This is a genomic window from Actinokineospora spheciospongiae (assembly GCF_000564855.1).
Lineage (GTDB): Bacteria > Actinomycetota > Actinomycetes > Mycobacteriales > Pseudonocardiaceae > Actinokineospora > Actinokineospora spheciospongiae.
In genome coordinates this window covers 13,394-34,741 of sequence record NZ_AYXG01000020.1, presented here as the reverse complement: position 1 = coordinate 34,741, position 21,348 = coordinate 13,394, and the positions used below count along the sequence as shown (strand labels likewise).

Below are 21,348 nucleotides of genomic sequence, written 5' to 3'. Positions count from 1 at the left end.
TCACCACGTCGCCAAGCGGATTGCCACCACCCCGAGCTCGCAGCCCAGGACGAGCGAATCCCGACCGTACAGCGCCGCGGAGAGCACATCGCTCTGGGCGTCCACAGCGCACTCCGCCCGCCACCGGCCCGCGGTGGACAGCCGCAGCACGTGTGCCCGCCCTCGCGCGGCCACCACCACCCGCACGCCGTCCGGGCCCGCGACCGGCACCCGCCCCGCGGGGGTCGCGGTCGTCACCACGCCGACGTCGGGGAAGCGGCGGGTCAGCGGGTCGGCGACCAACTCCCCGGTCTCGAGGTCCCAGGCGAGGACGGTGCCGCCGTCGTCCGCGGAGACCACGACCCGGCGCCCGGCGAAGTCGACCGCGGTCAGCGCCCGGACCGGCTGGGCGTGGCCGTCGAAGGGCGCGCTGACCGGTTCCTTCCGGACCACGTCCCAGACGTGGATGCCCGCCGCGTCGGCGGCGGCGGACACCACCACCGGCTCGCCACCGGCGAGTCGGCTGGTCGCCACGGCGCGTATCCACGCGGTGTGCCCCGTGTACGGCGGGCTGTCGGCTCCGCCGCCGTCGAGCGACCAGGTGCGCACCGTGGTGTCCCCGCCGGAGACCACGACGGGCACCCCGTCGACCTCGGAGACGGCCAGCGCGCGCACCCAGTCGGAATGGGTGCCGAGCTGCCTGCCGGTCACGACGCCGTCGACCGGCTCCCAGGCGCGGACCGACTGGTCGTCCCCGCCGGAGACCAGGACCGACCGGCCGTCGGCGAACCGCGCGACCACCACGTCCCGCACACCGCGGGTGTGCCCGCGCAGGGGCGCGGAGACCGGTCGCCCGGACTCCAGGTCCCAGATCCGGAGCGTGGCGTCGACGCTGCCGGACGCCACGACCGGCCGGTTCCCGAGTGGGCCGACCGCGACCGCCCGCACCCAGTGCGAGTGGCGGCCGAACCGCTCCGCACCGGTGGCGGCGTCCCACACCCCGATCGGGTTGTCGACGCCGCCGGAGACGACGGTGGGCCGGTGGTCGAGGTCGGCCACCACCAGCGCGCCGACCCGATCGCCGTGGTCGATCGACCCCCGGCCGACCGGTGCCCCGGTGCCCAGGTCCCACGCGTGGACCGCCTGGTCGGCCCCGCCGGAGAAGACCACGCGCCGCCCGCCCACCCGGGCGTGCGCGAGTGCCCGGACAGCCCGGTCGTGCCCGTGGAACGGCTGCCCGTCCGCGGTTCGACCGGCCAGGTCCCAGACCCGCACGGTCCCCCGCTCGTCCCCGGAGACGACGAGTGACCTGCCCGCGTCCTCCACCAGGGCCACGGTCGAGACGTTGCCCTCGTGCTCCGCGAAGGGGCGGCCGACCGGGGTGCGGGTGGCGAGGTCCCAGACCCGGACCACCCGGTCCTCCCCGATGATCACCACCGTCGCGGCGCCCAGCCGCCCCACCGCCAGGCAGCGCACCGCCGACCCGCTCGCCCGGTAGGGCTCCCCCACCTCCGCGCCGCTCGCGAGGGACCGCACGCGCACGGTGCGGTCCAGGCTCCCCGAGACCACGACGGCCTCCCCGGCGAGTTCGGCGACGCAGAGGCCGGTCACGCGCTGCCGGTGGGTGGTGTGCCGGGCGGCCGAGCCGGGCGGCACCAGGTCCCAGACGTGCACCTCGCCGCCCGCGTCGCCGCTGACCACGACGTGGCGGGAACCGGTGCGCGCCGCGGCCACGGCGGTCACCGTCCTGCGGTGCCCCGCGTAGGCCCGCCGGATGGTGATGCCGGTCTCCAGGTCCCACACCCGCACCGTTGAACCGGTGCCGCCCGCGATCACCACGGGGCAGTCGTCCAGGGTGGTCACCGCGAGGGCCTGGCTCGCGGGCTGGGCGCCCGCGAAGGGGTCGCCGTCGAGGTCCGGGGCCCCGACGTCCCAGATCCGGACGGTGCCGTCGGCCGACCCGGAGACCACCACCGGGCGGGTGCCGAAGGTGGCGAACGCGAGCGCCCGCACCGGACCGCTGTGCCCGGTGATCGCGTCGCCCACCTCGGCGTGCGTGGCGCGGTCGAACACCCTGATCGTGCCGCTCGCGCTGCCGGAGGCCACCACGGGGCGACCGCCGACGACACCCGCCGCCACGGACAGCACCGCCCTGCTGTGCCCGGTGATCGGCTCCCGGACCAGCGAACCGGTGCGCGGGTCCCACACCCGGATCTTGGTGTCGTGGCAGCCCGTCACCACCACCGGGTGACCATCGACCTCCGCGAACCCCACGGTGCGGACCGACCGCGGGTGGTTGAGTTCCACCGGCGTGGGGGTGTCGTCCCACAGGCCCCAGACCAGGACCCGGCCCCCCTCGTCCGCGGAGGCCGCGGTGGTGCCCCCCGGGTCGCAGGCGATGGCCGTGACGGGGTGCCGGTGACCGCGGAACGGCGGGCCGAGCAGCTCGTCGGTGCCCAGGCGGGACACGTGGACGGCCAGGTCGTCACCGGCGGAGACCACCACCGCTTCGCCGTCCAGGACCACCACGGCGACTGCCCGCACCCCGCCGGTGTGGGCGCGCAGGGGACGGCCGACGGGCTCGCCGGTCTTCAGGTCCCACGCGGTCACCCGCGCGTCCGAGCCCGCGGAGACGATGACCTGCCTGGTGCCCGACCTGGTGACGGCCAGCGCGTTGACCGCGTCCGCGTGCGCGGTGACCGGCTGCCGGAACAGCGCGCCGGTCTGCCCGTCCCACACCCGCAGCACGCCGTCCTCGCTCCCCGAGACGACCAGGTGGCGCCCGTCGACCGCGGCGACGGCCACGGCGTTGATCGCGCCCTGGCAGACCCTGATCGGCACGTGCGGGTGCTGTGGCTGCCAGGCCGCCCAGCGCGCCCGCCAGGAGGCGTGGTCGACCGCGATGGCGTCGGCGAACCGGTCGGCGCGGACGCAGCGCGCCGCCAGCCCCAGGTGGGCCGGGCCCTCCTGCGGACCGTGCGCGCGCAGCGCCGGGAGCGCCCGCCGGTAGGCGTTCGCCGCCGCGCGCGCGGGCGCGCCGACCGTCCGGTCGAGGGCGGAGAGCAGCCGCACCGGTTCGGCCACGAGCAGGAACCCGGGCAGCCGCACGAGTTCGTCGATGCGCCCCGCCCGGACCGCGTGCCCGACCAGGTGGGTCCGGACGTACGGGTGCGCGGCGGCCCAGTCCGGGGTCCCGTCGTCGTGCCTGGGCACGCCCGCGACCAGGGCCGTGACGATCCGGCGCTCGTCCTCGACCTCGTCGCGGCCCGCGAGCAGGAGGTCCGCCAGCGACTTGTGGAACAACCGGAAGAGCGCCCTGCCGTCGAGCTGCCCGGCAGGCACCACGTACGACGCCGCGTTGCCCCGGACGTCCAGCAGGTCGGTGGCCCGGTGGCCGCCCCCGGGGTCCAGGGCGTTCGCCAGGGCGAGCCAGACCGCCTCCCACGGCAGCCCGCCGCCCTGGGCGTAGGCCAGGGGGCGCAACAGGTCGATGGCCCGTTCGGCGCCGCCGCCGAGCCTGCCGACCAGGTCCTCGCGCATCGCCGTGCCGGTGTCGCGCGGGAGGCTCGACCGCCAGACCGGGTCGGCGGGGTCCGGCAGCCCGTCCGACGCCCCCTGCTTGTCGGCGACCAGGCACGCCAGGTAGAAGGAGCGGCCCGCGACCTCGGCGATCACGGCTGTCACCGCTTCGACCTGGTCCTCGTCCAGCCCCTCCCGGTCGCGGACCAGGCGCCTGCGCACCACCCGCCGCAGGCTGCCTGGATCGGCGAACCGGGGCGAGTCGAGGTCGACCCGCACGTGCGCGGTGCCCGCGAAGCCCGCCAGGACCCGCGGTCGGGCACCGAGCAGCAGCCGGACGCGGCCCGCGCAGCCGGTGCTCAGCGGGATGAGGACGTCCTCGACCAGCGACGTGGGCTGGGACGCCTCGTCGAGGGCGTCGACGAGGACCACCAGCGGCGTCTCGCGGTCGCGCAGCTCCGCCAGGACCGCGGGCATGACCGCGTGCGGCCCCGCCTCCTCGTCGATCCCCGCGATCCCCCCGGCCGCCGCGATCGCGGCCAGGACGTCCACCCCCGTCCGGCCCCCGGCGTGCACCGCGGCGTCGATCGCGCCCATCCCGGGCGTGGGGTGCCCGTCGCGGGCGGCCATCGGCGCGTACTCGGGGTGGCACACGGCGGCGAGCCAGCCCAGCAGGGTCGTCTTGCCCGACCCCGGGTCGCCCACGACGACGATCGGCGACCCGTCCGCGGGGTCGGCGAGCCACCGGACGACCTCCCGCCTGGCTTCGACCCGACCGACGAACTCGCCGACGTGCGGGAAGAACCTCTCCCGCAGCTCCTCCTCGCGCAGCCTGCGCCTGCTCTTCGGCTCGGCCGGGCGCGCGGCCGGGCGCCGGTCGGGGCCGGACAGGAAGTCGGGGATTCCGCTGCTGCGCCTGGCGAGCAGGGCGAAGTTGGTCCGCTGCGCGGGAGGCATGCGCTGGTGCAGCTCGACCTGGATGTCGTCGAGGCTGATCGGGGCCTGCGGGCCCCTGCTCTCCCGCAGGTCCCGCAGGGCGTCGGTCAGCGCCCGGGTGAAGACGCCCTGGGTGGCCAACTGGTTCGGCAGGGTCGCGCCGATCACCGCGTGCCCGTAGCGCTCCCCGGTGAGGTCGAGGTCGGTCTCGTCGCCGGAGTAACCGCCGATCGCGCGGGTGAAGTCGACCGCCGCCTGACCGGAGAAGCAGGCGTCCACGACGAGCAGCAGCCGGTGCACCCTGGTCTCGGCGAGCATGGACTCGGCCACTTCGGTGATCTTGACCGACCTCGGCCGGATGTCCAGCGGGTCCACGTCGGCCATCAGCAGGGCGAGGTCGCCGCCGTAGGGGCCGCCGGGGAGCACATCACCGTGGCCCGCCAGGTAGAGCACGACGAAGTCGTCGGGACGGCGTTCGCCGTGGAAGGAGAACTCGCGCAGGGCATCCAGGAGTTCCGCGCGGGTGGGGTTCTCCGGGATGACCGGCAGGTGCTCGTAGTCGAACTCGGCGAAGAAGTCCACGACGCGGCGCTGGTCGTCGATCAGCCCGTCCCGGTTCAGGGACTCGTCGTGCCGGTAGTGGCGGACGACCCCGGTGAGCAGGTGCCTGCGGGCGCCGGGGGCCGCTCCCGTCGGCCGCTCAGCCGCCATGGTCGCTCTCGGGCACGTCGTCGACGAGGCCCGCCAGGATGCCGCGCCCGGTCTCCGGCGCGGTGAGGTAGGGCCGGACGTCGTGCGCTTTGGCTCCGTTGTGGACGATGGACGAGACCACGCGGGGGCCGAACAGCGGTCGCAGGTCCTTCACGAGCGCGACGACGTCACCGGCGTCGGCGACGTTGGCCCACGCCGACACCGACCCCGGCCAAGCACCCCGGCGCCGCCCGTCCGCCGCGGCGACCGGCGCCGGGCGGAGGCGGTCGAAGATGAGGTTCGGGACACCGAGCGGGGAGCCCAGGGTCACCAGCGCCCGGACCGGCCACTCCGGGTGCGCGCACAGCGCCTCGTAGGCGATGACCGACCCCAGCGAGTGCGCGACGATGACCCGGGTGCCGCCGTCCACGGAGTCGGCGACCCGCTGCTGGATCGCGGCCCGCGTCTGCGGCTCGGTGAAGTAGCGCCGGACCTGGACGAGGTTGCCGATCATCGCCCGCTCGGAGAGGCCCGCGAAGAACGCCGAGCCGCTGAGGACCCGCAGCGCGGTCTGCACCGCCCGGGGCGCGCGCACGAGTGTCCGCTCGTCGGCCCGGACGACGGCGGGGTCGGTCTCGGCCGCGACCCGCCACCACTCGGACAGCAGTTCCCGCTCGTACTCGGTCAGGTCGGCCGCGGTCGGCAGCGGATCGCCGACGCCCAGGGTCTGCCCCGGCTGGCGGAAGGCGTCGCCGTAGAACGCGAACCCGATGTCGGTGTCGGTGTCGGACAGGCGTTCGGCGACCTCGGTCCCGGCCAGGCCGCTCGCCGCCAGCCGCGCACCGTCGCGCAGGCGGGAAGACCACTCCGCGCGGATCGTCTCCTGCCCCTTGAGCTGCTGGCCGATGCCGTGCACGCAGACGATCCCAGGCAGCGCAATCGCCTCCCAACCGGGGTGCCCGTTCGAACCGGCGGTCACGGTCCCCCAGCGATCGAAGGCGATCAACCTACACTCGCGGCCGGTCCGACCGCGACCGGGACGGGCGGTGGTTGCGCAGGCGCAGGCTGTTGGAGACCACCAGCACCGACGACAGGGACATGGCGGCGCCCGCGATGAGGGGGTTCAGGAGGCCGAGGGCGGCCAGGGGGATGGCGGCGACGTTGTAGCCGAAGGCCCAGGCGAGGTTGCCGCGGATGGTGGTGAGGGTGCGGTTGGCCAGGGCGATGGCCTCGGGGACGGCGGTGAGGTCGTCGCGGACCAGGACGACGTCGGCGGCGTGGGTGGCGATGTCGCTGCCGCGGGCCATGGCCAGGCCGAGGTCGGCGGCGGCCAGGGCCGGGCCGTCGTTGACGCCGTCGCCGACCACGGCGACCCGGTGCCCGGCCGCGCGCAGTTCCCGCACGGCGGCGACCTTGTCGACCGGGCGGACCTCGGCCAGGACCTCGGGGATGCCGACCTCGGCGGCGACGGCGCGGGCGACCACCTCGTTGTCGCCGGTGAGCAGGACGGTGCGGAGCCCGAGGCGGTGCAGGTCGGCCACGGCGGCGGCAGCGGTGGGCTTGACGGTGTCGCGGACCGCGATCCCGCCGGTGACGGCACCCCCCTCGGCGACCAGGACGGCGGTGGCGGGACCGGTGGTGCCGAGCCACCGGTGGGCCGCGGGTGGGATGGTGATGCCGGATTCGGCCATGAGCGCGGCGGTGCCGACCGTGATCCGCACACCGCCCACGACCCCGCGGGCCCCGGCGCCGACCAGCGCCTCGAACCCGGTCACGGCGGCGGGCGGGTCGCCCGCCGCGGCGGTGATCGCCGCGGCGACCGGGTGTTCCGAGGCCGCCTCCACCGCGCCCGCCCGGCGCAGGACGTCCGCCTCGGGTGCCCCGGTGAAGGACGCGGTGTCGACCACGGCCATGCGGCCGGTGGTGACGGTCCCCGTCTTGTCGAGGACCACGGTGTCGACCATGCGGGTCGCTTCCAGCGCGTCCGGGCCCTTGATCAGGATGCCGAGCTGGGCGGCCCTGGCCACGCCGACCATCAGGGCCGTCGGCGTCGCCAGCCCCAGCGCGCACGGGCAGGCGATGATCAGCACCGACACCGCCGCGGTGAACGCCTCCCGCGCGCCGTTGCCAGTGGCCAGCCACCCGAGCAGGGTGATCAGCGCCACGGCCAGCACGACCGGGACGAACACCGCGCACACCCGGTCGACCAGGCGCTGCACCGACGCCTTGCGCTGCGCCGCCTCCTCGACCAGGGCGCTCATCTGGGCGAGCTGGGTGTGGGCGCCGACGCCGGTGGCGCGGACGACGAGCCGCCCGGTCGTGTTGACCGTCGCCCCCACCACCCGGTCCCCCGGGGTGACCTCGGCGGGGACGGACTCGCCGGTGACGGCGCTCGCGTCGACCGCGGAGCAGCCGTCGACCACCTCGCCGTCCACCGGGATGCCCTCGCCGGGCCGGACCACCACGACGTCGCCGACCCGCAGTTCGACGGCGGGCACCACGTGCTCCACACCGTCGCGGAGCACGCGGGCGTCCTTGACGGCCAGCCCGGCGAGGGCGGTGAGCAGGTCGACCGCGCTGCGCCGGGACCGGTTCTCGAAGTAGCGCCCGGCCAGCAGGAAGGTGGTGACCCCGGCCGCGACGTCCAGGTAGACCGCGTCGGCGCCCGCCGCGGTGGTGCCGAAGCCCAGCCAGTGGCCGGGGGCGGAGCCGCCCGCGAACGACGACCACGCGGCCCAACCGAAGGACGCCAGCACCCCCAGGGAGACCAGGGTGTCCATACTGGACGAACCGTGCCGCAGGTTGCGCAGCGCCGCCCGGTGGAAGGGCCAGGCGGAGTAGGCGACCACGGGCAGCGCCAGCAGCACGCACAGGGCTTCCCAGCCGGGGAAGCGCAGGCCGGGCACCAGGGCGAGGGTGATCGACAGGTTGCCCAGCGGGATCGCCAGCAGCGCGGCCACGAGCAGCCTGCGCCGCAGGTCGGTGATCGCGGCGGTGTGCGCGGCGCGGTCGTCCTCGGCCCGGGGGCGGACCCGCGCGTCGTAGCCCGCCTTGCGGATGGTGTCGATGACGTCGCCGTCGCCGAGGCCCGGGGGCACGTGGACGACGGCGCGCTCGGTGGCGTAGTTGACCGAGGCGCGGACCCCGGCGAGCTTGTTGAGCTTGCGCTCGACGCGGGACGCGCACGCGGCGCAGGTCATGCCGGACACGGCCAGTTCGACCGGTGCGCCGGTCGGTCCTGAGGTCATCGTCTGCTTCCCGGAGCTGGTCAGTGCCGTCGCCCGGCGAGGTCGGCGAGCATGGCGTTGTAGGCGTCGAGCCGGTCGTCGCGGCCCGCGTCGAGGTGGCGGTCGGTGCGGGTGGCCTCGCGCCGGTCGGCCGCCGCCCACTGGCGCAGCAGCGCGATGACGACCACCAGCATCGGGATCTCCCCCGCGGCCCAGGCGACGGCGCCGCCGAGGCGCTGGTCGGCGAGCAGGTCGGGCACCCACGGCAGGGACAGGTAGCGGTAGTACGTCTCGGCGATCACCGTCGAGGAGTTCATCAGGATGACGCCGAAGAACGCGTGGAAGGGCATGACCGCGAACAGCATCCCGAGCCTGGCCAGGTGCGGCAGCGGGCGCGGGGGCCGGTCGACGCCGATGACGAGCCAGAAGAACACGCAGCCCGACAGCAGGAAGTGCAGGTTCATCACCTGGTGCGCCCAGTGGTACGGCATGGCCGCGCCGAACAGGTCCGAGAAGTACAGCAGGTAGTAGGACGCGACGAACACGACCGAGGCGACAGCCGGGTGCGCGACGAGCCGCGAGGCCCTGGAGTGGGTGAGGGCCACCAGCCAGGCCCGCAGACCGGGTGGGAGCGTGCGCAGGGCCAGGGTGATCGGTCCACCCAGGACCAGGAGCACGGGGCCGAACATGTTCAGCGACATGTGGGCCACCATGTGCAGGCTGAACGTCCCCGGCGCGTACCTGCCGACCCCGGAGGAGGTCGCCACGACGACCACCGCGCACCCGGCCAGCCACGCGGCGGTCCGGCCGGGGGCCCAGCGGTGCCCCCGGCGGCGCAGGACCCGCACCCCGGCGAGGTAGGCGGCGGCCAGCAGCACCGCGCCGAGACCGAGCAGCAGGTCCGGGCGCGCGCCGGACAGCAGGCCCGCCGCGGTCGGGGGCGCGGTCAGCCCGTACCCCAGGATCGTCTCGTGCACGGAGGCGGACCGGCCGGTGAACGCGGGCGGCACCAGGTGGCCGAGTCCGATCGAGGCGCCCAGGGCCACGCCGAGCGCGACCAGTTCCACGGGGAGGGGCCACCGGGAACCGAGCAGGCGGCGCCCGACGACGACGAGGGCGCACACGGCGACCTTGACCAGCAGCAGCGCCGCGTAACCGGAGAACTGCCCACGGGAGAGGACGAGACCGGGCACCGCTCCGCTGAGGACCAGCACCACCAGGCACACCGCGGTCAGCCGGTGGTAGCGGCGCACCACCTGCCCGCGGTCCGCGGAACCCCGGCGCCGCAGGTGCGAGCGCAGGGCGACGAGCGCCCCGACCCACACCGAGGCGGCCGGGATGTGCCAGACCATCGCGTCGGTCGCCAGGTCGTGCCAGGCGCCGACGGACACGTGCCCCACCACCACCGGCGGCAGCAGCCCCACCAGCGCGACCCCGAACCACAGGACGGTCGTCGACCAGGTCAGCGTCATCCTGACCCCCACCGCCACCACTGCGGCGACGGCGGCCACGCCCAGCCACGCCTTCGGCTCCTCGGTGGCGGCCACGAGCGCCGCCAGGTTGCGCCACACCACCCCCGGGGACTGCCCGGTGGCATCGGCGGCCGAGAGCGGCACCGACCCGAGCGCGGCGAGCACCCACACCGGGGCCGCCGCGGCGGCGATCCGCGTGGCGCCGAAGGCGTCGGCGGTCAGCACCGCCCCCCGGCGCGCGGGCACGACGAACGCGGCGAAGGCCAGCGCCCCCACCACGACCACACCGGCCGCGTCGGCGACGAACCGGAGCACGCCGAACAGCAGCGCCGCGGACCGCCCTGGGTCGCTGTCGCCCAGCAGCGCGTACACGTCACCTGCGGCGAGCACCACAGCCGCACTCAGCACCGCACCGGCGCAGGCCGAAACGACGACGGCCCTGTCCACCCTCACACCCACATGAGTCGCCCGGAAAGGGTGAATGGTTCCCGGAACTACTCCGGTTCCCATCCGACTCACTCGATGAGAACCCCACCCCTATCGAAGGTGACCCACCCCCATGCCGAGCAAGACCCGCAATCCGGTGACCGCGCGCCGCGGCGTGTCCCTGAACGTGATCCTGACCGCCGCCGTCGTCGTGGTCGCCATCGCGGTGATCGGGATCGTGCTGCTCGCGAACCGATCCGACGACAGCGGCGGCGGGTCGAACGAGACCCTGCGCCCCGCGGGGAGCCACACACTGTCCCAGGTGGCCGATGACAAGGTGACCGTGGTGGAGTTCCTGGACTTCCAGTGCCCCGCCTGCGCCTCGTTCTACGCGAACATCACCAAGGAGCTGGAGAAGGACTACGCGGGGCGGTTCACCTTCGTCCCCCGGAACTTCCCGCTCCAGAGCCACCCGCTCGCCGTCCCCGCCGCCCGCGCCGCCGAGGCCGCGGGCAAGCAGGGCAAGTACGCGCAGATGTACCACGCCCTTTACGACGGGTACGCGTCCTGGGCGCTGACCGAGGACGGGAAGTCCATGAGCGACGACCTCCCCCGGGCCACCGCCAGGTTCGAGGAGTTCGCCACCGCGGCCGGGCTCGACCTGGACCGGTTCCGCGCGGACGTGGCCTCCCCGGAGGTGCAGGCGATCATCGACCAGGGCGTCGCCGACGGCACGAAGCTCGGTGTGGACAGCACGCCCACGTTCTTCATCAACGGCGAGAAGTTCGACCCGCAGGGCAGCACCGCGGGCGAGGTCGACCGGGAGCTGCGCGCGGCGATCGACGCGGGGCTCGCCGGATGAGCCGCGCACTGGCCTGGCTCTACACCGTCGGCGGCGGCCTCGGCCTCGCCGCCGCGATCGCGCTGACGCTGGAGAAGATCGCCAAGCTCGGCGACCCCACCTACGTGCCGATCTGCTCGCTGAACCCGGTCATCTCCTGCGGGTCGGTGATGGACAGCGCCCAGGCCGGGGTGTTCGGCTTCCCCAACCCGCTCATCGGCATCGCCGCCTTCGCCGTCGTCGTCACCACCGGGGTGGCGGGGCTCGCGGGGTTCGACCCGCCGCGCTGGTACCGGGTCGGGCTCGCGGTCGGCACCACGTTCGGTGTGGTGTTCGTGCACTGGCTCATCGCCTCCAGCCTGTACGACATCCACGCGCTGTGCCCGTACTGCCTCGTCGTGTGGATCGTGATGATCCCGCTGTTCTGGTACACCGCCCTGGACACCTGGCCCGTGCTCGCACCGCTGCGCACCGTCCACAGCGCGGTCCTGGCGCTGTGGTACGTGGTGATCGTGATCCTCGTGCTGATCGCCTTCTGGGACTACTGGACCAGCCTGTTCAACTGACCCCCGACTCCGCAGCCAGGGCGTCCGCCAGCCGCAGGCGGTCCTCGGCCGGTGGTTGCAGCAGCGGGGGGCGCACCGCCGCGTGCGGGATGATCCCGAGGTCGGCCAGCGCCGCCTTGGCCATGGCGGCCCCCTGGGAGGTCCGCATGACGGCGTCGGTCAGCGGGAGCAGGGAGACCTGGATCGCCCGTGCCGCGTCGAGGTCGCCGTCGCGGACGGCGCGGATCAACCCGGCGTTGCGGTCGGCGGCGACGTTGCCCACGACGCTGACCACGCCGGTGGCGCCGCACGCCAGGTGGGGCAGGTTCAGTTCGTCGATGCCGCAGTAGTAGGCCAGGGTGGTGTCCGCCAGAACGGACATCGCCTCGAACAGGTCGCCCTTGGCGTCCTTGACCGCGCGGATGCGGGGGTGGCGGGCGAGTTCGACCAGCGTGGCGGCGGCCATGGCGGTGCCCGTGCGCGCGGGGACGTCGTAGAGCATCACGGGCAGTCCGGTGGCGTCGGCCACCGCCAGGCAGTGCGCCACGATCCCGGCCTGGGTCGGCCTGGAGTAGTAGGGGCAGACGAGCAGCAGGGCGTCGGCCCCGGCGGCCTCGGCCTGGCGGGCCCGGCGGGTGCTGGTGGCGGTGTCGTTGGTGCCGACCCCGGCGATCACCCGGGCCCGGCCTCCCACCCGGGCCGCCACGGCGCGGATCAGGTCGGCTGTCTCGGCGTCGGTCAGGGTGGGCGCCTCGCCGGTGGTCCCGGCGACGACGATGCCGTCGCACCCCGTGCCCAGCAGGTGGTCGACGAGGCGGGCGAGCCCCGGCTCACTGATCGCGCCGTCGGGTCGCATGGGGGTCACCATGGCGACCAGGTTGGTGCCGAAGAGCAGTTCGGCCGGGTGTCGCGCGGTGGTCATGCCGCGATCGTGCCCGCGTCGACACCCGCGCTCCAGCGATGCTTTTTCACCGGTACCGCGTAGCCTGGCTTCATGATCGAAATCGGCGCGCTGCGGGCGTTGCGGTCGGTGGCCGCCCTCGGGACGCTGGCGCGGGCGGCCGACGAACTCGGGTTCACCGCCTCGGCGGTGTCGCAGCAGATCAAGAGGCTGGAACAGCAGGTCGGGGTGCCCGTGCTCGCCCCGGCGGGGCGCGGGGTCGTGCTCACCCCGGCCGGTCGGGCCGTCGTCGAGGCCACCCCGGAGGTGTTCCAGGCGCTGGAGCGCTGCGCCGAGGCGGGCCGGTCGGTCGCGGAGGGCGCGGCGCGCGGCAATCTCCGCGTGGCCGCCTTCTCGACGGCCATCCGCGGGCTGCTCGCGCCGGTCCTCCCCCGGCTCTCGGCGCGCTGCCCGGACCTGCGCGTGCACATCACCGAGCAGGACCCCGACCAGGCCCTGCGCGCCGTCGACGCCGGGACCGCCGACCTCGCCCTGGTCCACGACGCCGACGGGCTGCCCGCCCCGCTGCCCGCGTCGGTGACCCGGCGCCACGTCCACACCGACGTCGGCGACGTCGTGATGGGACGGGCGCACCCGCTCGCGCGGCTCGACCGGCCACTGACCAGCGCCGACCTGACGGGCCACCCGTGGGTGACCAGCCCGCCCGGCACGGTGTGCCACCAGTGGTTCCGGCGGCTGTTCGCGGACGCGCCGGAAGACCCCGACGTGCGCCACCTGGTCGACGACTTCTCCACCCAGTTGTCGCTGGTCGCCTCGGACCGGGTCCTCGCCCTGATCCCCCGCGTCGCCCGCCCGCCGCTGGGGGAAGGGCTCGTGTCCCGACCGCTGCGGCGACCGCCGAAGCGCGAGGTGCACGCGACCTGGCGGCGCAGCGCGGGTGCCAGCCCGGCAATCCGGGCGGTGCTCACCGAGCTGGCTCCCCGCGCGCACCCCGACGACGCTCCCCGTTGAACGTCCTCAGTGGACATGGTCCGGGGGAGCTCCGGGGCATGGAGGACTCCCCCGGCCCGGTGCGCTAGTCCGACCCGGTGATGACCTGGGGTGCGACCCTCAGGGCCTCCTCGTGCTCCTGGACCACGGTGTACTTGCGCTGGTGCTCCTTGTCGGGCTCACCGGCGGGCCTGGCCCCGCCCACAGCACCCATCGGAGTGGTGCCCGGCGTGCCACCACCGGCTCCGGGGGCCCGCACCGGCTGCTGCCTGTTCTCCGGGCGGGCGGTACCGGTGTCGCGCCCGGTGCCGACCCGGGCACCGGGAACGGGGGTCGAACCGTTGGCGCCCAGCGGAACGCCACCGCTGAGGGCGGTGGTGGGCACCCCCGCCCCGCCAGTGGACACCCCGCCGCCGTGGGCTGCCGGGCCGGAGGTCGCCGGGACGCCGCTGTGGGGCGGCGGGACCAGGCCCGACAGCCGGGTGGTGGAGTCCGGCGAGGCGCCCAGGGCGCTCGGCATGGACACCCGGCTCGGCGCGGGCGCGTCGATCGGGGCGAACGAGCCACCCGGCGCGGGTGCCCCGCTCGGCGCGGTCGCGCCCTCGAACGAGGGAGCACCGCCACCGGGCGAAGACTTCTGGGCCGCAGATGCGTTGCTGCCTGCGGTGTTCCCGGTCCCGGCTGCCTCCTCCACGGCGTCGGCGGTGCTCGCGGCTCCGCTTCCCCCCTGCTGACCGCCGCCGACCGCCGCCTGGTTCTCGGCGCTGACGCTCTGCCCGCTGATGCCCGACAGCGCCTGCTCGATCAGCTCCACGACGGCCATGCCGCCCTGCACCAGCTTCATCAGGTTCTCCCCGCTGGCCACCAGCGCCGCCAGCTTCGCGGCGATGCGCAGCGCGTACTCCACCGCGATCCCCACGCACGGCGGGATGGCCTCCACGACGCTCTGGCCGAAGGTCTCCCCGGCCCTGGCGATGGCCTGGGTCAGGATGGGGACGATCTGCGCGACGGCCTCGGCGATCAGCTCGGTGACCTCGGCGATGGCCTGGGCCACGACCTGGCCCGCGCCGATGATCGCGCTGCCCACCCCGGTGCTCGCCTCGCCCAGGCCCGCGATGCCGTCGGCGTGCTGGTTCGCGGCCTGCCGGTACTCGTCGGCGGCCGCCCCGGTCCAGCCCGCGGTCTGGGTGGTGGCCGACTGCCGGTACTCCTCGGCCACCCCGCCGATGCTCTGCCCGGCGTCGCCGAAGTCCCGGGAGCCTGCGGAGACCGAGCTGCCGTTGCCGCCCTGGAGCTGGGTCAGGCCCTCGCCGAGGAACGACACGAGCGGCATGAACCAGCCCAGGCCCGCCGCGGCGAGGCCGCCGAGCGGGTTGAACGCCGTCTCCAGCAGGCCCAGTGGGGCGCCCGGCACGCCGAGGCCGGGGGCGACCCACCCCTTGGCGCGCACGGCGGCGTCGGTCGCCTGCAGCTCGGTGACCATCCGGGCGGTGTCGGTGTCGGGCATCAGGGGTACTCCCGGGTCAGCGCGGAGGAGTTGTCCTCGTCGGTGTGCTGGTAGTCGGCCGCGGTGCGGGTGACCCCGGCGCCCACCTCGGCGGCCGAGGACGACGCGCTGGTGATGGTGTTGGCGGTCCGGGTCATGGCGCCTTGCAGGCCGGTGGCAAGGAACTGGGCGAACAGGCCGAGGGCGAGGTCGGCCAGGCCGCTGGGCAGCCCGCCGCCGATGGCCGAGAGGCGGTCGGCGACGTCGTCGACGCTGCGGGCGTGCCCGTGCAACTGGTCGGCGCGGACGTCGAACCGGGTCATCGGGTTCTCGGTCATCGGGTGATCTCCGGCGGGTTGGCGAAGTAGTCGTCGTCGTCGCGGTCGCCGGTCGGGCGCGCGCCCGCGGGCAGGTGCTGCTTGATGACCTCCAGCGCGGGGCCCTCGCCGAAGCACTCCTCGGAGATCCGGGCGATCTGCGCGCTCGCCGCGTGCCGGGCCTTGCGCGTGGTGTCGAGGATCAGCCGCGCCAGCTCGTCGGATTCGAGCGTGCGGGCCGAGGGCGTGAGGGTGAGGTCCTCCAGGACGCCGCCCGCGCCGACCCTCACCCGGACCTCACCGCGCGGCGAGGCCGCCGTGGCGCCGACCCCGCGCAGGCGCGCGTCGGCCTCCTCGGCGCGCGCGGCCACCTCGGTCAGGCGCTTGTCGTACTGCGCGAGCCACTCTTCAGGACCCATCGTCTTCCCTTCCGGCGATCGTGGCACAGGCGGTGAGCGCGAGGCCCAGGTCGCTGTGCCGCAACGAGTTGACGCTGCTCCACCCGTCCTCGGCGCGGTCGACCCGCACCCGGCCGCGTGGTCCGTCCAACCAGGACAGTTCGGTGCCTGCCCTGGCGGTGGCGGGCAGCGGTGCGCGGCGGTTCGCGCCGAGCTGGCCCGCACCGGTCAGCTCGGGCAGCAGCAGGCCGAGTTCGTCGAGCGCGGCGGGGTCGGCGCCGTCCGGCGGGACCGTGATCGGCATGGTCACGGCGGCCTCCGCCTCGGGCACGAGCCGCAGCAGCTCCTCGGCCAGGGTGTTCTGCGCGACCCGCCGGACGCGCACCCCGTTCGTCGCCGGATCGCCGGTGAACCGCTGGGCGCAGATCAGCGCCCAGGACCGGTAGACCACGCCGACGACGCCGACCGCCCCGTCCGGGCCCGCCAGCACCAGGTCGACCGTGCCCCGGTACCGGCGCAGCGCGGTGACCACCTCGGCCGCGATGCCGAGCGGCCCGCGCTCGCCCGCCAGCCCGCGCGAGCGCAGGGTCACCCCCGCGGCGGCCAGCAGCACCTCCCGCTCCCCGGCGATCCGGCCGAACTCCGGCACCCGCAGCGGGAACGGGAACCGCGCACCGGCGTGGGTGGCGAGCAGGTCCAGCTCCACCAGCCCGAAGTCCACCCCGGCGGCCGCGCGGGTCGCGGGCGCGGCGCTCACCTGTCCGTCTCCCGGCTGGTGAACCGCCAGGCGATCTCCCGCTCGTCGTCCTGGTAGCGGCCCACGGTGTCGTTCAGTGCCCGGTGGTAGCCGGCCAGTTCGCCGTCGGCGGCGCTGACCTCGCCGGTCAGCCCGGTGGGCCCGGCCGCCTCGCGCAGCCGCGCCGCCAGGTGCAGCGCGGGCGGCGAGGTGCCCAGCAGCGGCCTGCGCTCGGCCAGCCGCCCGGCCGAGGCCACCAGGCCGCCGGTCTGGTCGCCGATGTCGACCAGCGACCTGACCTGCCCGATCAGCGTGTCGGTCAGGACCTCGATGCCGGGTTGGGTCGGCTTCCTAGAGACCACTGTCCTGCTCCTTGTCTGCGGCGCCGCCGATCACGGGACCACTGGCGCGCTGGTCCAGCGCGAACAGCCCGGTGTCCACGTTCGGCAGGCGGGTGCGGTGGTCCTTCTCCTGGTCGCCGTTGGCGGGCCGCGCGCCCATGGGCGGGGCCATGAGGCCGCCGATGCCCGCCGCGCGCTTGGCGGCGGCGTCGGCCGGCGCCGCCCGCTCGGCGGCCAGCAGGCCCTGCACCGGGCCGACACCGGCCGTCCGGCCCGGGTCGGGCAGCCCGCCCGCACCGGAGCCGGGCGGGGTGCCGCCGACCAGCCGGGACCACGGCACGCCACCGGTGCCGCCCCGGCCCACCGACGACCCGGCGCCGACGGCCGACGCGGCGCTCGTCGCGCCCGGGGACCCCACCGGCTCCTCCGCGCCCGTCCCCGCCACCCCGCTCACCTCGTACGACCTGGGCGTGGTGGCGCCGGAGCCCGCGGGCACGACCTGGGTGCCGCTGTGGTTCAGGCTCGCCTCGTAGTTGCGCATGACCCCCACCGCCTGGGCCTTGGCGACCCCGGCCACGGCGTCGGCGGTGAAGATGCGGGCGCCGCCGATCAGCACCGCGTGCAGCGGGTTCAGCGGTCCGGCGCCGACCGAGCTGGTCACCAGGGTCATCGGGTCGGGCGGCGGCGGTGGCATGGTGTTGCGCGCGGTGGCCAGCGCGGCGCCCGCGTCGTCGGCCGCCTTCTGGACCGTGCTCGCCCGGGCGCCCGCGTTCCACACCCGGTCCGACAGCTCGGCGAGCCGGTCGGCGGCCTGCCCGGCGGCCGGGCCCTGCCAGTTGGCGCGCAGCGCGTCCGCCTCGCGGCGCAGCGCGTCGGCGAACCCGGTCAGCGCGCTGCCGTGGCGCCCCCACTCGGCGGCCACCGCCCCGACGTCACCGACGTCGGCGCCCTCCCAGAGCATCCGGTGCAGTTGCTCGTGGCTGTAGGCGTTCCAGTTGGTGCCGCCCGGGGGGACCGGGGTCCCGAAGAACTCCGCCCACACGCTGTCCAGCGCGTCGGTCAGGGTCCGGGCCAACGTCCCGAGCGGTCCGCCCGGGCTCAGCACCGAGGTGACCGCGCCCGCCAGGTCCTCGACAGTTTCGAACACGGGCGCAACGGTGCCGCGAACCCGGGCCCGCCCACCAGGACATCGACCGGCCATCCATGTCCGCAGGCGGAAAACCGCAGGTCAGGTGTTGCTCAGGTGGGCTTGGAGGCGGGCGTGCCGGAACTGGTGGACCGCGCCGACCTGGCGCAGCACCCCGCGCCTGCACGCGTCGTCGAGGAAGGCCGCCACCGACCACGGCAGCCGCCCGGTCAGCGGCAGCCACACCCTGGCGAACACCAGCCACTGCCCCCACGCGGTGACGCAGGTGCTGATCGCGAGCCCGATCAGCGGACCGATCATCAGGTCGAACGGCAGCGCGGCCGGGTCGAGGTGCCCGACCGCGAGGGCGACCATCAGCACGTGCGCGACCCCGAGGACGAGCCCCCACCCGAGGAACCCGCCCACCACCATCCTGCGGTTGGTGCGCAGCAGGTCGGCGGGGCCCACCGCGGACCTGATGTCCATCGGCGCCTCCAGCCCGGCCAGCAGGCCCCAGCCGAGGCCGGTCAGCGCCCCCATGCCCAGGCCGGTCGCGAGGCCGCCGGGGAACCCGGACCCGACGATGCCCAGCGGGTTGTGCCCGGCCGCGTTCCCCAGCCCCAGGATCAGCCCGGCGCCGACACCGCCCGCCAGCCCGGCCAGGAGCCTGGGCGCGAACCGGGCCCGCAGCCGCCGGAACCCGCCCCGGGTGCGCAGCCGGATGCGCGCGGGCGCGAACGGGCCGCCCTCGATCGCCAGCCCGACGCCGTGGCCGAACGCGAAGGCCAACCCGAAGCCGACCCAGTTCTCCACCGCGATCAGCAGCGGGTTCACCGGCTCCCGCCCGGCAGCGGGCGAGCCGACCAGCCAGAGCAACAGCCCGCTGACCAGCCCGACGACCAGGCCGGACAGCGCGCCCAGGATCACCATCCGCGGGCCGCGGCGGGTGCTGGCGCCCAGTTCCCACCAGGCGAGGTCGTGGGTGCCGAGCCGGTCGAGGTGCCGGGCGAGGTGGCCGAGCCAGTGGCGCACCCGCTCCGGGTCCCACCGGGTGTCCGGGTCGCGGTAGACCGTGGGGATGAAGCTGCCGAGCAGGTGGTCCTCCAGCGCGTGCTGGCTGCCGAACCGCCCGGTGTCCAGCAGCACCGACGGGTCGGGCCCGGCCGGGGCGCTGTGGGTGGCGCGGGCGAGGCCCACCATCAGCGGGGTGGTCAGGACGGTGCGCAGGTTCGCGCTGGCCGGGCGGCCGGGGTGGTCGCGCAGCTCGGCCAGGACCGGGTCCCACGCGGTCGCGTCGCCGTCCTTGCGCGTGGTGCGCGGCAGGTAGTCGATCAGGTCGGTCACGGTGAGGTCGGTCAGCCGGACCGCCGCGGCGGCGGTCAGCGCGTCGGCCCCGGCCACGGCCGCGTACTCACCGGGGCGGCTGGTCACCAGCAGCGGCAGCGTCGTGGCGTTGAGCGCGTCGAGCGCGGCCCGGTGCAGGCCCGCGGCGAGTTCGTCGAACCCGTCGAGCACCGGCAGGACGCGCCCGGCCTCGACCAGCGTGGTCGCCAGGTCGGCCTCGTCGCGACCGGCCGCAGCCAGCCCCGGATGGTCGCGCAGGAGCTGCCCGGCGAGCCAGTCGCGGAAACCGGTGGTGGTCGGGTTCCAGGACCCGAGGCCGAACACGACCGGCACGGCCTCCCCGCGCTCGCGGGTGCCCAGCACGTCGAGGACGAACCGCGCGGCCAGCACCGACTTGCCCGACCCCGCCCGACCCAGCACCACCAGCCGCCCGGACGGGACGCGCCGGTACACCTCGGTGATCTCCGGCAGGCGCCCGGCCAGGTCCAGCGGCCCGGCCGAGGCACCTGGCGAGGCCCGGCGGATGTTCTCCCAGTGGTCCATCACGCCCTCGGGTGCGGCCTGCCAACGGACCGGCAGCGGGAACGGGTCGTGGATGCGCCGCAGTTCCTCCTCCCGCCCCAGGCGCGCACCGACCGCGTGCGCGAGGTCGTCGGCCGCCTCCGCCAGGAGGCGCTCGAACGCCGACTCCGGCGGGGCACCCACGACCACGGGCGGCTCGGACGGCCGCACCTGCTCCGGCGGGGCGTCCCCCACCGGCACCCGACCATCGGCGACGGCCAGCATCCCGGCCCGCTGGTCCGGTTCGAGGCGCAGCGCGTCTGCGAGCAACCGCACCGTGCCCACCTGCGGGTTCGCCCGCTCACCGGTCTCCAACCGGCGCACGGTCCGCACCGACAAACCGGAGTTCCGGGCCAGGTCCTCCTGCGTCAACCCCGCCTGCAACCGCAACTGTCGGAGCAGCGCGCTGAACTGGCTCGTCACGGGTCGCACCCTAGCCGGCGCGGACAGTCACCCCGGCCGGGTTGGTGATTTTCGGGCGGGAAAGCGCCGATCGGCCGTCGTTCCCACTCACCTTCGGCAAAGAACCGGCGCACACCTTCCCGCGCGCCCCCGCAGTGCCTACGGTTCACCCCACAACCACACCGGATGCCGTCGGGAGCCCCAGTGCGTCGTGAGATCGTGAAGAGGTCGGCGGTGCTGACCGCGGCACTGGCCGTGGGCGCGTCGGCCTTCCTCGGCCCCCAGGCGTTCGCCGGGCAGGCCGCGGTGCCGGTGGCCGTGGCGGGCACCAGCGCGTTCGCCAAGGGGCCGGACCCGACCGAGCAGTCGATCCAGGCGCAGCGGGGCCCGTTCGCCACCGCGCAGCGGACCGTGCCGTCGGAGGCAGGCCGGGCGTTCAACCGGGGCACCGTCCACTACCCCACCGACACCTCCCACGGCACCTACGGCGCGGTGGTCGTCAGCCCCGGCTTCTTCGGCCCGGAGTTCAGCGTGGCCTGGTACGGCTCCACGCTGGCCTCGCACGGCTTCGTCGTGCTGACCCTGGAGACCAACTTCCTGTTCGACCAGCCCGACGCCCGCGCCACCCAACTCCTGGCGGGCCTGGACTGGCTGGCCGCGCGGTCCCCGGTCAAGGACCGCGTCGACCCGAACCGCCTCGCGGTCATGGGCCACTCCATGGGCGGCGGCGGCACCCTCATCGCCGCGAGCAGGAACCCGGCGCTGAAGGCCGCCATCCCCCTGACGCCGTGGAACACCTCCCCGGACTTCAGCACCGTCACCGTCCCCACCCTGGTCCTCGGCACCGACAACGACACCGTCGCCCCCGTCGCCCGCCACGCCGACCCGATGTACGCCTCCCTGCGCGACAAGCCCGACGAGGGCTACGTCAAGCTCAGGGGCGACCACTTCACCCCCATCCGCTACACCGCCGCGGCCACCCGGTTCATCGTCCCCTGGCTCAAGCGCTACGTGGACGAGGACACCCGCTACTCCCGGTTCCTCTGCCCGCTGCCCGCCCCGGACGCGACCCTGGTCAGCTTCGAACTCCGCTGCCCGGTCTGAGCCGCGC

The 21,348-nt window shown here is 75.3% G+C and carries 16 protein-coding genes; 4 read left to right on the top strand and 12 right to left on the bottom strand.

Features of this window, described 5'->3' with window-relative positions:
* From UO65_RS02425 to UO65_RS02410, 4 genes are read right to left on the bottom strand one after another with little or no spacing between them, the layout of a single operon-like run.
* The gene (locus UO65_RS02425; protein WP_035278300.1) at nt 1-5,145 is read right to left on the bottom strand and encodes a caspase family protein; all 5,145 of its coding nucleotides are present in this window, start codon (nt 5,143-5,145) and stop codon (nt 1-3) included.
* Complete coding sequence (locus UO65_RS02420; protein ID WP_200873283.1) at nt 5,135-6,103, bottom strand: alpha/beta hydrolase family protein; 969 nt, start codon at nt 6,101-6,103, stop codon at nt 5,135-5,137. Before UO65_RS02420 ends, UO65_RS02425 begins: the two co-directional genes overlap by 11 nt.
* A 28-nt stretch (nt 6,104-6,131) precedes the next feature.
* Nucleotides 6,132-8,372: a heavy metal translocating P-type ATPase gene (locus UO65_RS02415; protein WP_035278298.1), complete on the bottom strand. Its 2,241-nt coding sequence runs from the start codon at nt 8,370-8,372 to the stop codon at nt 6,132-6,134.
* Nucleotides 8,373-8,392: 20 nt separating this feature from the next.
* Nucleotides 8,393-10,276, bottom strand: coding sequence for a cytochrome c oxidase assembly protein (locus UO65_RS02410; protein ID WP_459166296.1), 1,884 nt, complete (start codon nt 10,274-10,276; stop codon nt 8,393-8,395).
* Nucleotides 10,277-10,382: 106 nt separating this feature from the next.
* Between UO65_RS02410 and UO65_RS02405 the strand changes: the two genes are divergently transcribed.
* Entirely contained in the window at nt 10,383-11,111 is a 729-nt protein-coding gene (locus UO65_RS02405) for a DsbA family protein (protein ID WP_035278294.1), read from the top strand.
* Nucleotides 11,108-11,656, top strand: coding sequence for a vitamin K epoxide reductase family protein (locus tag UO65_RS02400; RefSeq protein WP_035278292.1), 549 nt, complete (start codon nt 11,108-11,110; stop codon nt 11,654-11,656). The genes UO65_RS02405 and UO65_RS02400 overlap by 4 nt, the downstream gene beginning before the upstream one ends.
* On the opposite strand, the gene dapA is transcribed toward UO65_RS02400, so the two are convergent.
* Nucleotides 11,649-12,557 (bottom strand): 4-hydroxy-tetrahydrodipicolinate synthase, encoded by a 909-nt coding sequence (gene dapA, locus UO65_RS02395; protein ID WP_035278290.1) that lies wholly within the window; start codon nt 12,555-12,557, stop codon nt 11,649-11,651. The two genes, UO65_RS02400 and dapA, sit on opposite strands and share 8 nt — an antisense overlap.
* Before the next feature lie 72 nt (nt 12,558-12,629).
* Between dapA and UO65_RS02390 the strand changes: the two genes are divergently transcribed.
* Nucleotides 12,630-13,547 carry a LysR family transcriptional regulator gene (locus UO65_RS02390; RefSeq protein ID WP_035278288.1) on the top strand — a complete coding sequence of 306 codons (918 nt, stop codon included), beginning with the start codon at nt 12,630-12,632 and terminating at the stop codon, nt 13,545-13,547.
* A gap of 64 nt (nt 13,548-13,611) precedes the next feature.
* On the opposite strand, the gene UO65_RS32935 is transcribed toward UO65_RS02390, so the two are convergent.
* The 7 genes from UO65_RS32935 to UO65_RS02355 all read right to left on the bottom strand — a co-directional run bounded on the left by UO65_RS32935 (nt 13,612) and on the right by UO65_RS02355 (nt 20,258).
* Nucleotides 13,612-15,033 (bottom strand): WXG100 family type VII secretion target, encoded by a 1,422-nt coding sequence (locus tag UO65_RS32935; protein ID WP_052020523.1) that lies wholly within the window; start codon nt 15,031-15,033, stop codon nt 13,612-13,614.
* Nucleotides 15,033-15,350 carry a type VII secretion target gene (locus UO65_RS02380; RefSeq protein WP_052020520.1) on the bottom strand — a complete coding sequence of 106 codons (318 nt, stop codon included), beginning with the start codon at nt 15,348-15,350 and terminating at the stop codon, nt 15,033-15,035. Before UO65_RS02380 ends, UO65_RS32935 begins: the two co-directional genes overlap by 1 nt.
* Nucleotides 15,347-15,748 (bottom strand): YbaB/EbfC family nucleoid-associated protein, encoded by a 402-nt coding sequence (locus UO65_RS02375; RefSeq protein ID WP_035278286.1) that lies wholly within the window; start codon nt 15,746-15,748, stop codon nt 15,347-15,349. The genes UO65_RS02380 and UO65_RS02375 overlap by 4 nt, the downstream gene beginning before the upstream one ends.
* On the bottom strand, nt 15,738-16,484 hold the full coding sequence (locus UO65_RS02370) for an ESX secretion-associated protein EspG (RefSeq protein WP_052020518.1): 747 nt from the start codon (nt 16,482-16,484) through the stop codon (nt 15,738-15,740). The genes UO65_RS02375 and UO65_RS02370 overlap by 11 nt, the downstream gene beginning before the upstream one ends.
* Nucleotides 16,481-16,825: a hypothetical protein gene (locus UO65_RS02365; RefSeq protein ID WP_035278284.1), complete on the bottom strand. Its 345-nt coding sequence runs from the start codon at nt 16,823-16,825 to the stop codon at nt 16,481-16,483. Before UO65_RS02365 ends, UO65_RS02370 begins: the two co-directional genes overlap by 4 nt.
* Entirely contained in the window at nt 16,815-17,951 is a 1,137-nt protein-coding gene (locus UO65_RS35375; RefSeq protein ID WP_052020516.1) for a WXG100 family type VII secretion target, read from the bottom strand. The genes UO65_RS02365 and UO65_RS35375 overlap by 11 nt, the downstream gene beginning before the upstream one ends.
* 81 nt (nt 17,952-18,032) lie before the next feature.
* A complete protein-coding gene (locus UO65_RS02355; RefSeq protein ID WP_035278282.1) occupies nt 18,033-20,258 on the bottom strand; it encodes a helix-turn-helix domain-containing protein in 2,226 nt (741 codons plus the stop codon).
* 183 nt (nt 20,259-20,441) lie between these two features.
* Here UO65_RS02355 and UO65_RS02350 point away from each other — a divergent pair, with 183 nt between their 5' ends.
* Nucleotides 20,442-21,341 carry a dienelactone hydrolase family protein gene (locus UO65_RS02350; RefSeq protein WP_233427406.1) on the top strand — a complete coding sequence of 300 codons (900 nt, stop codon included), beginning with the start codon at nt 20,442-20,444 and terminating at the stop codon, nt 21,339-21,341.
* The last annotated feature ends 7 nt before the right edge of the window (nt 21,342-21,348 follow it).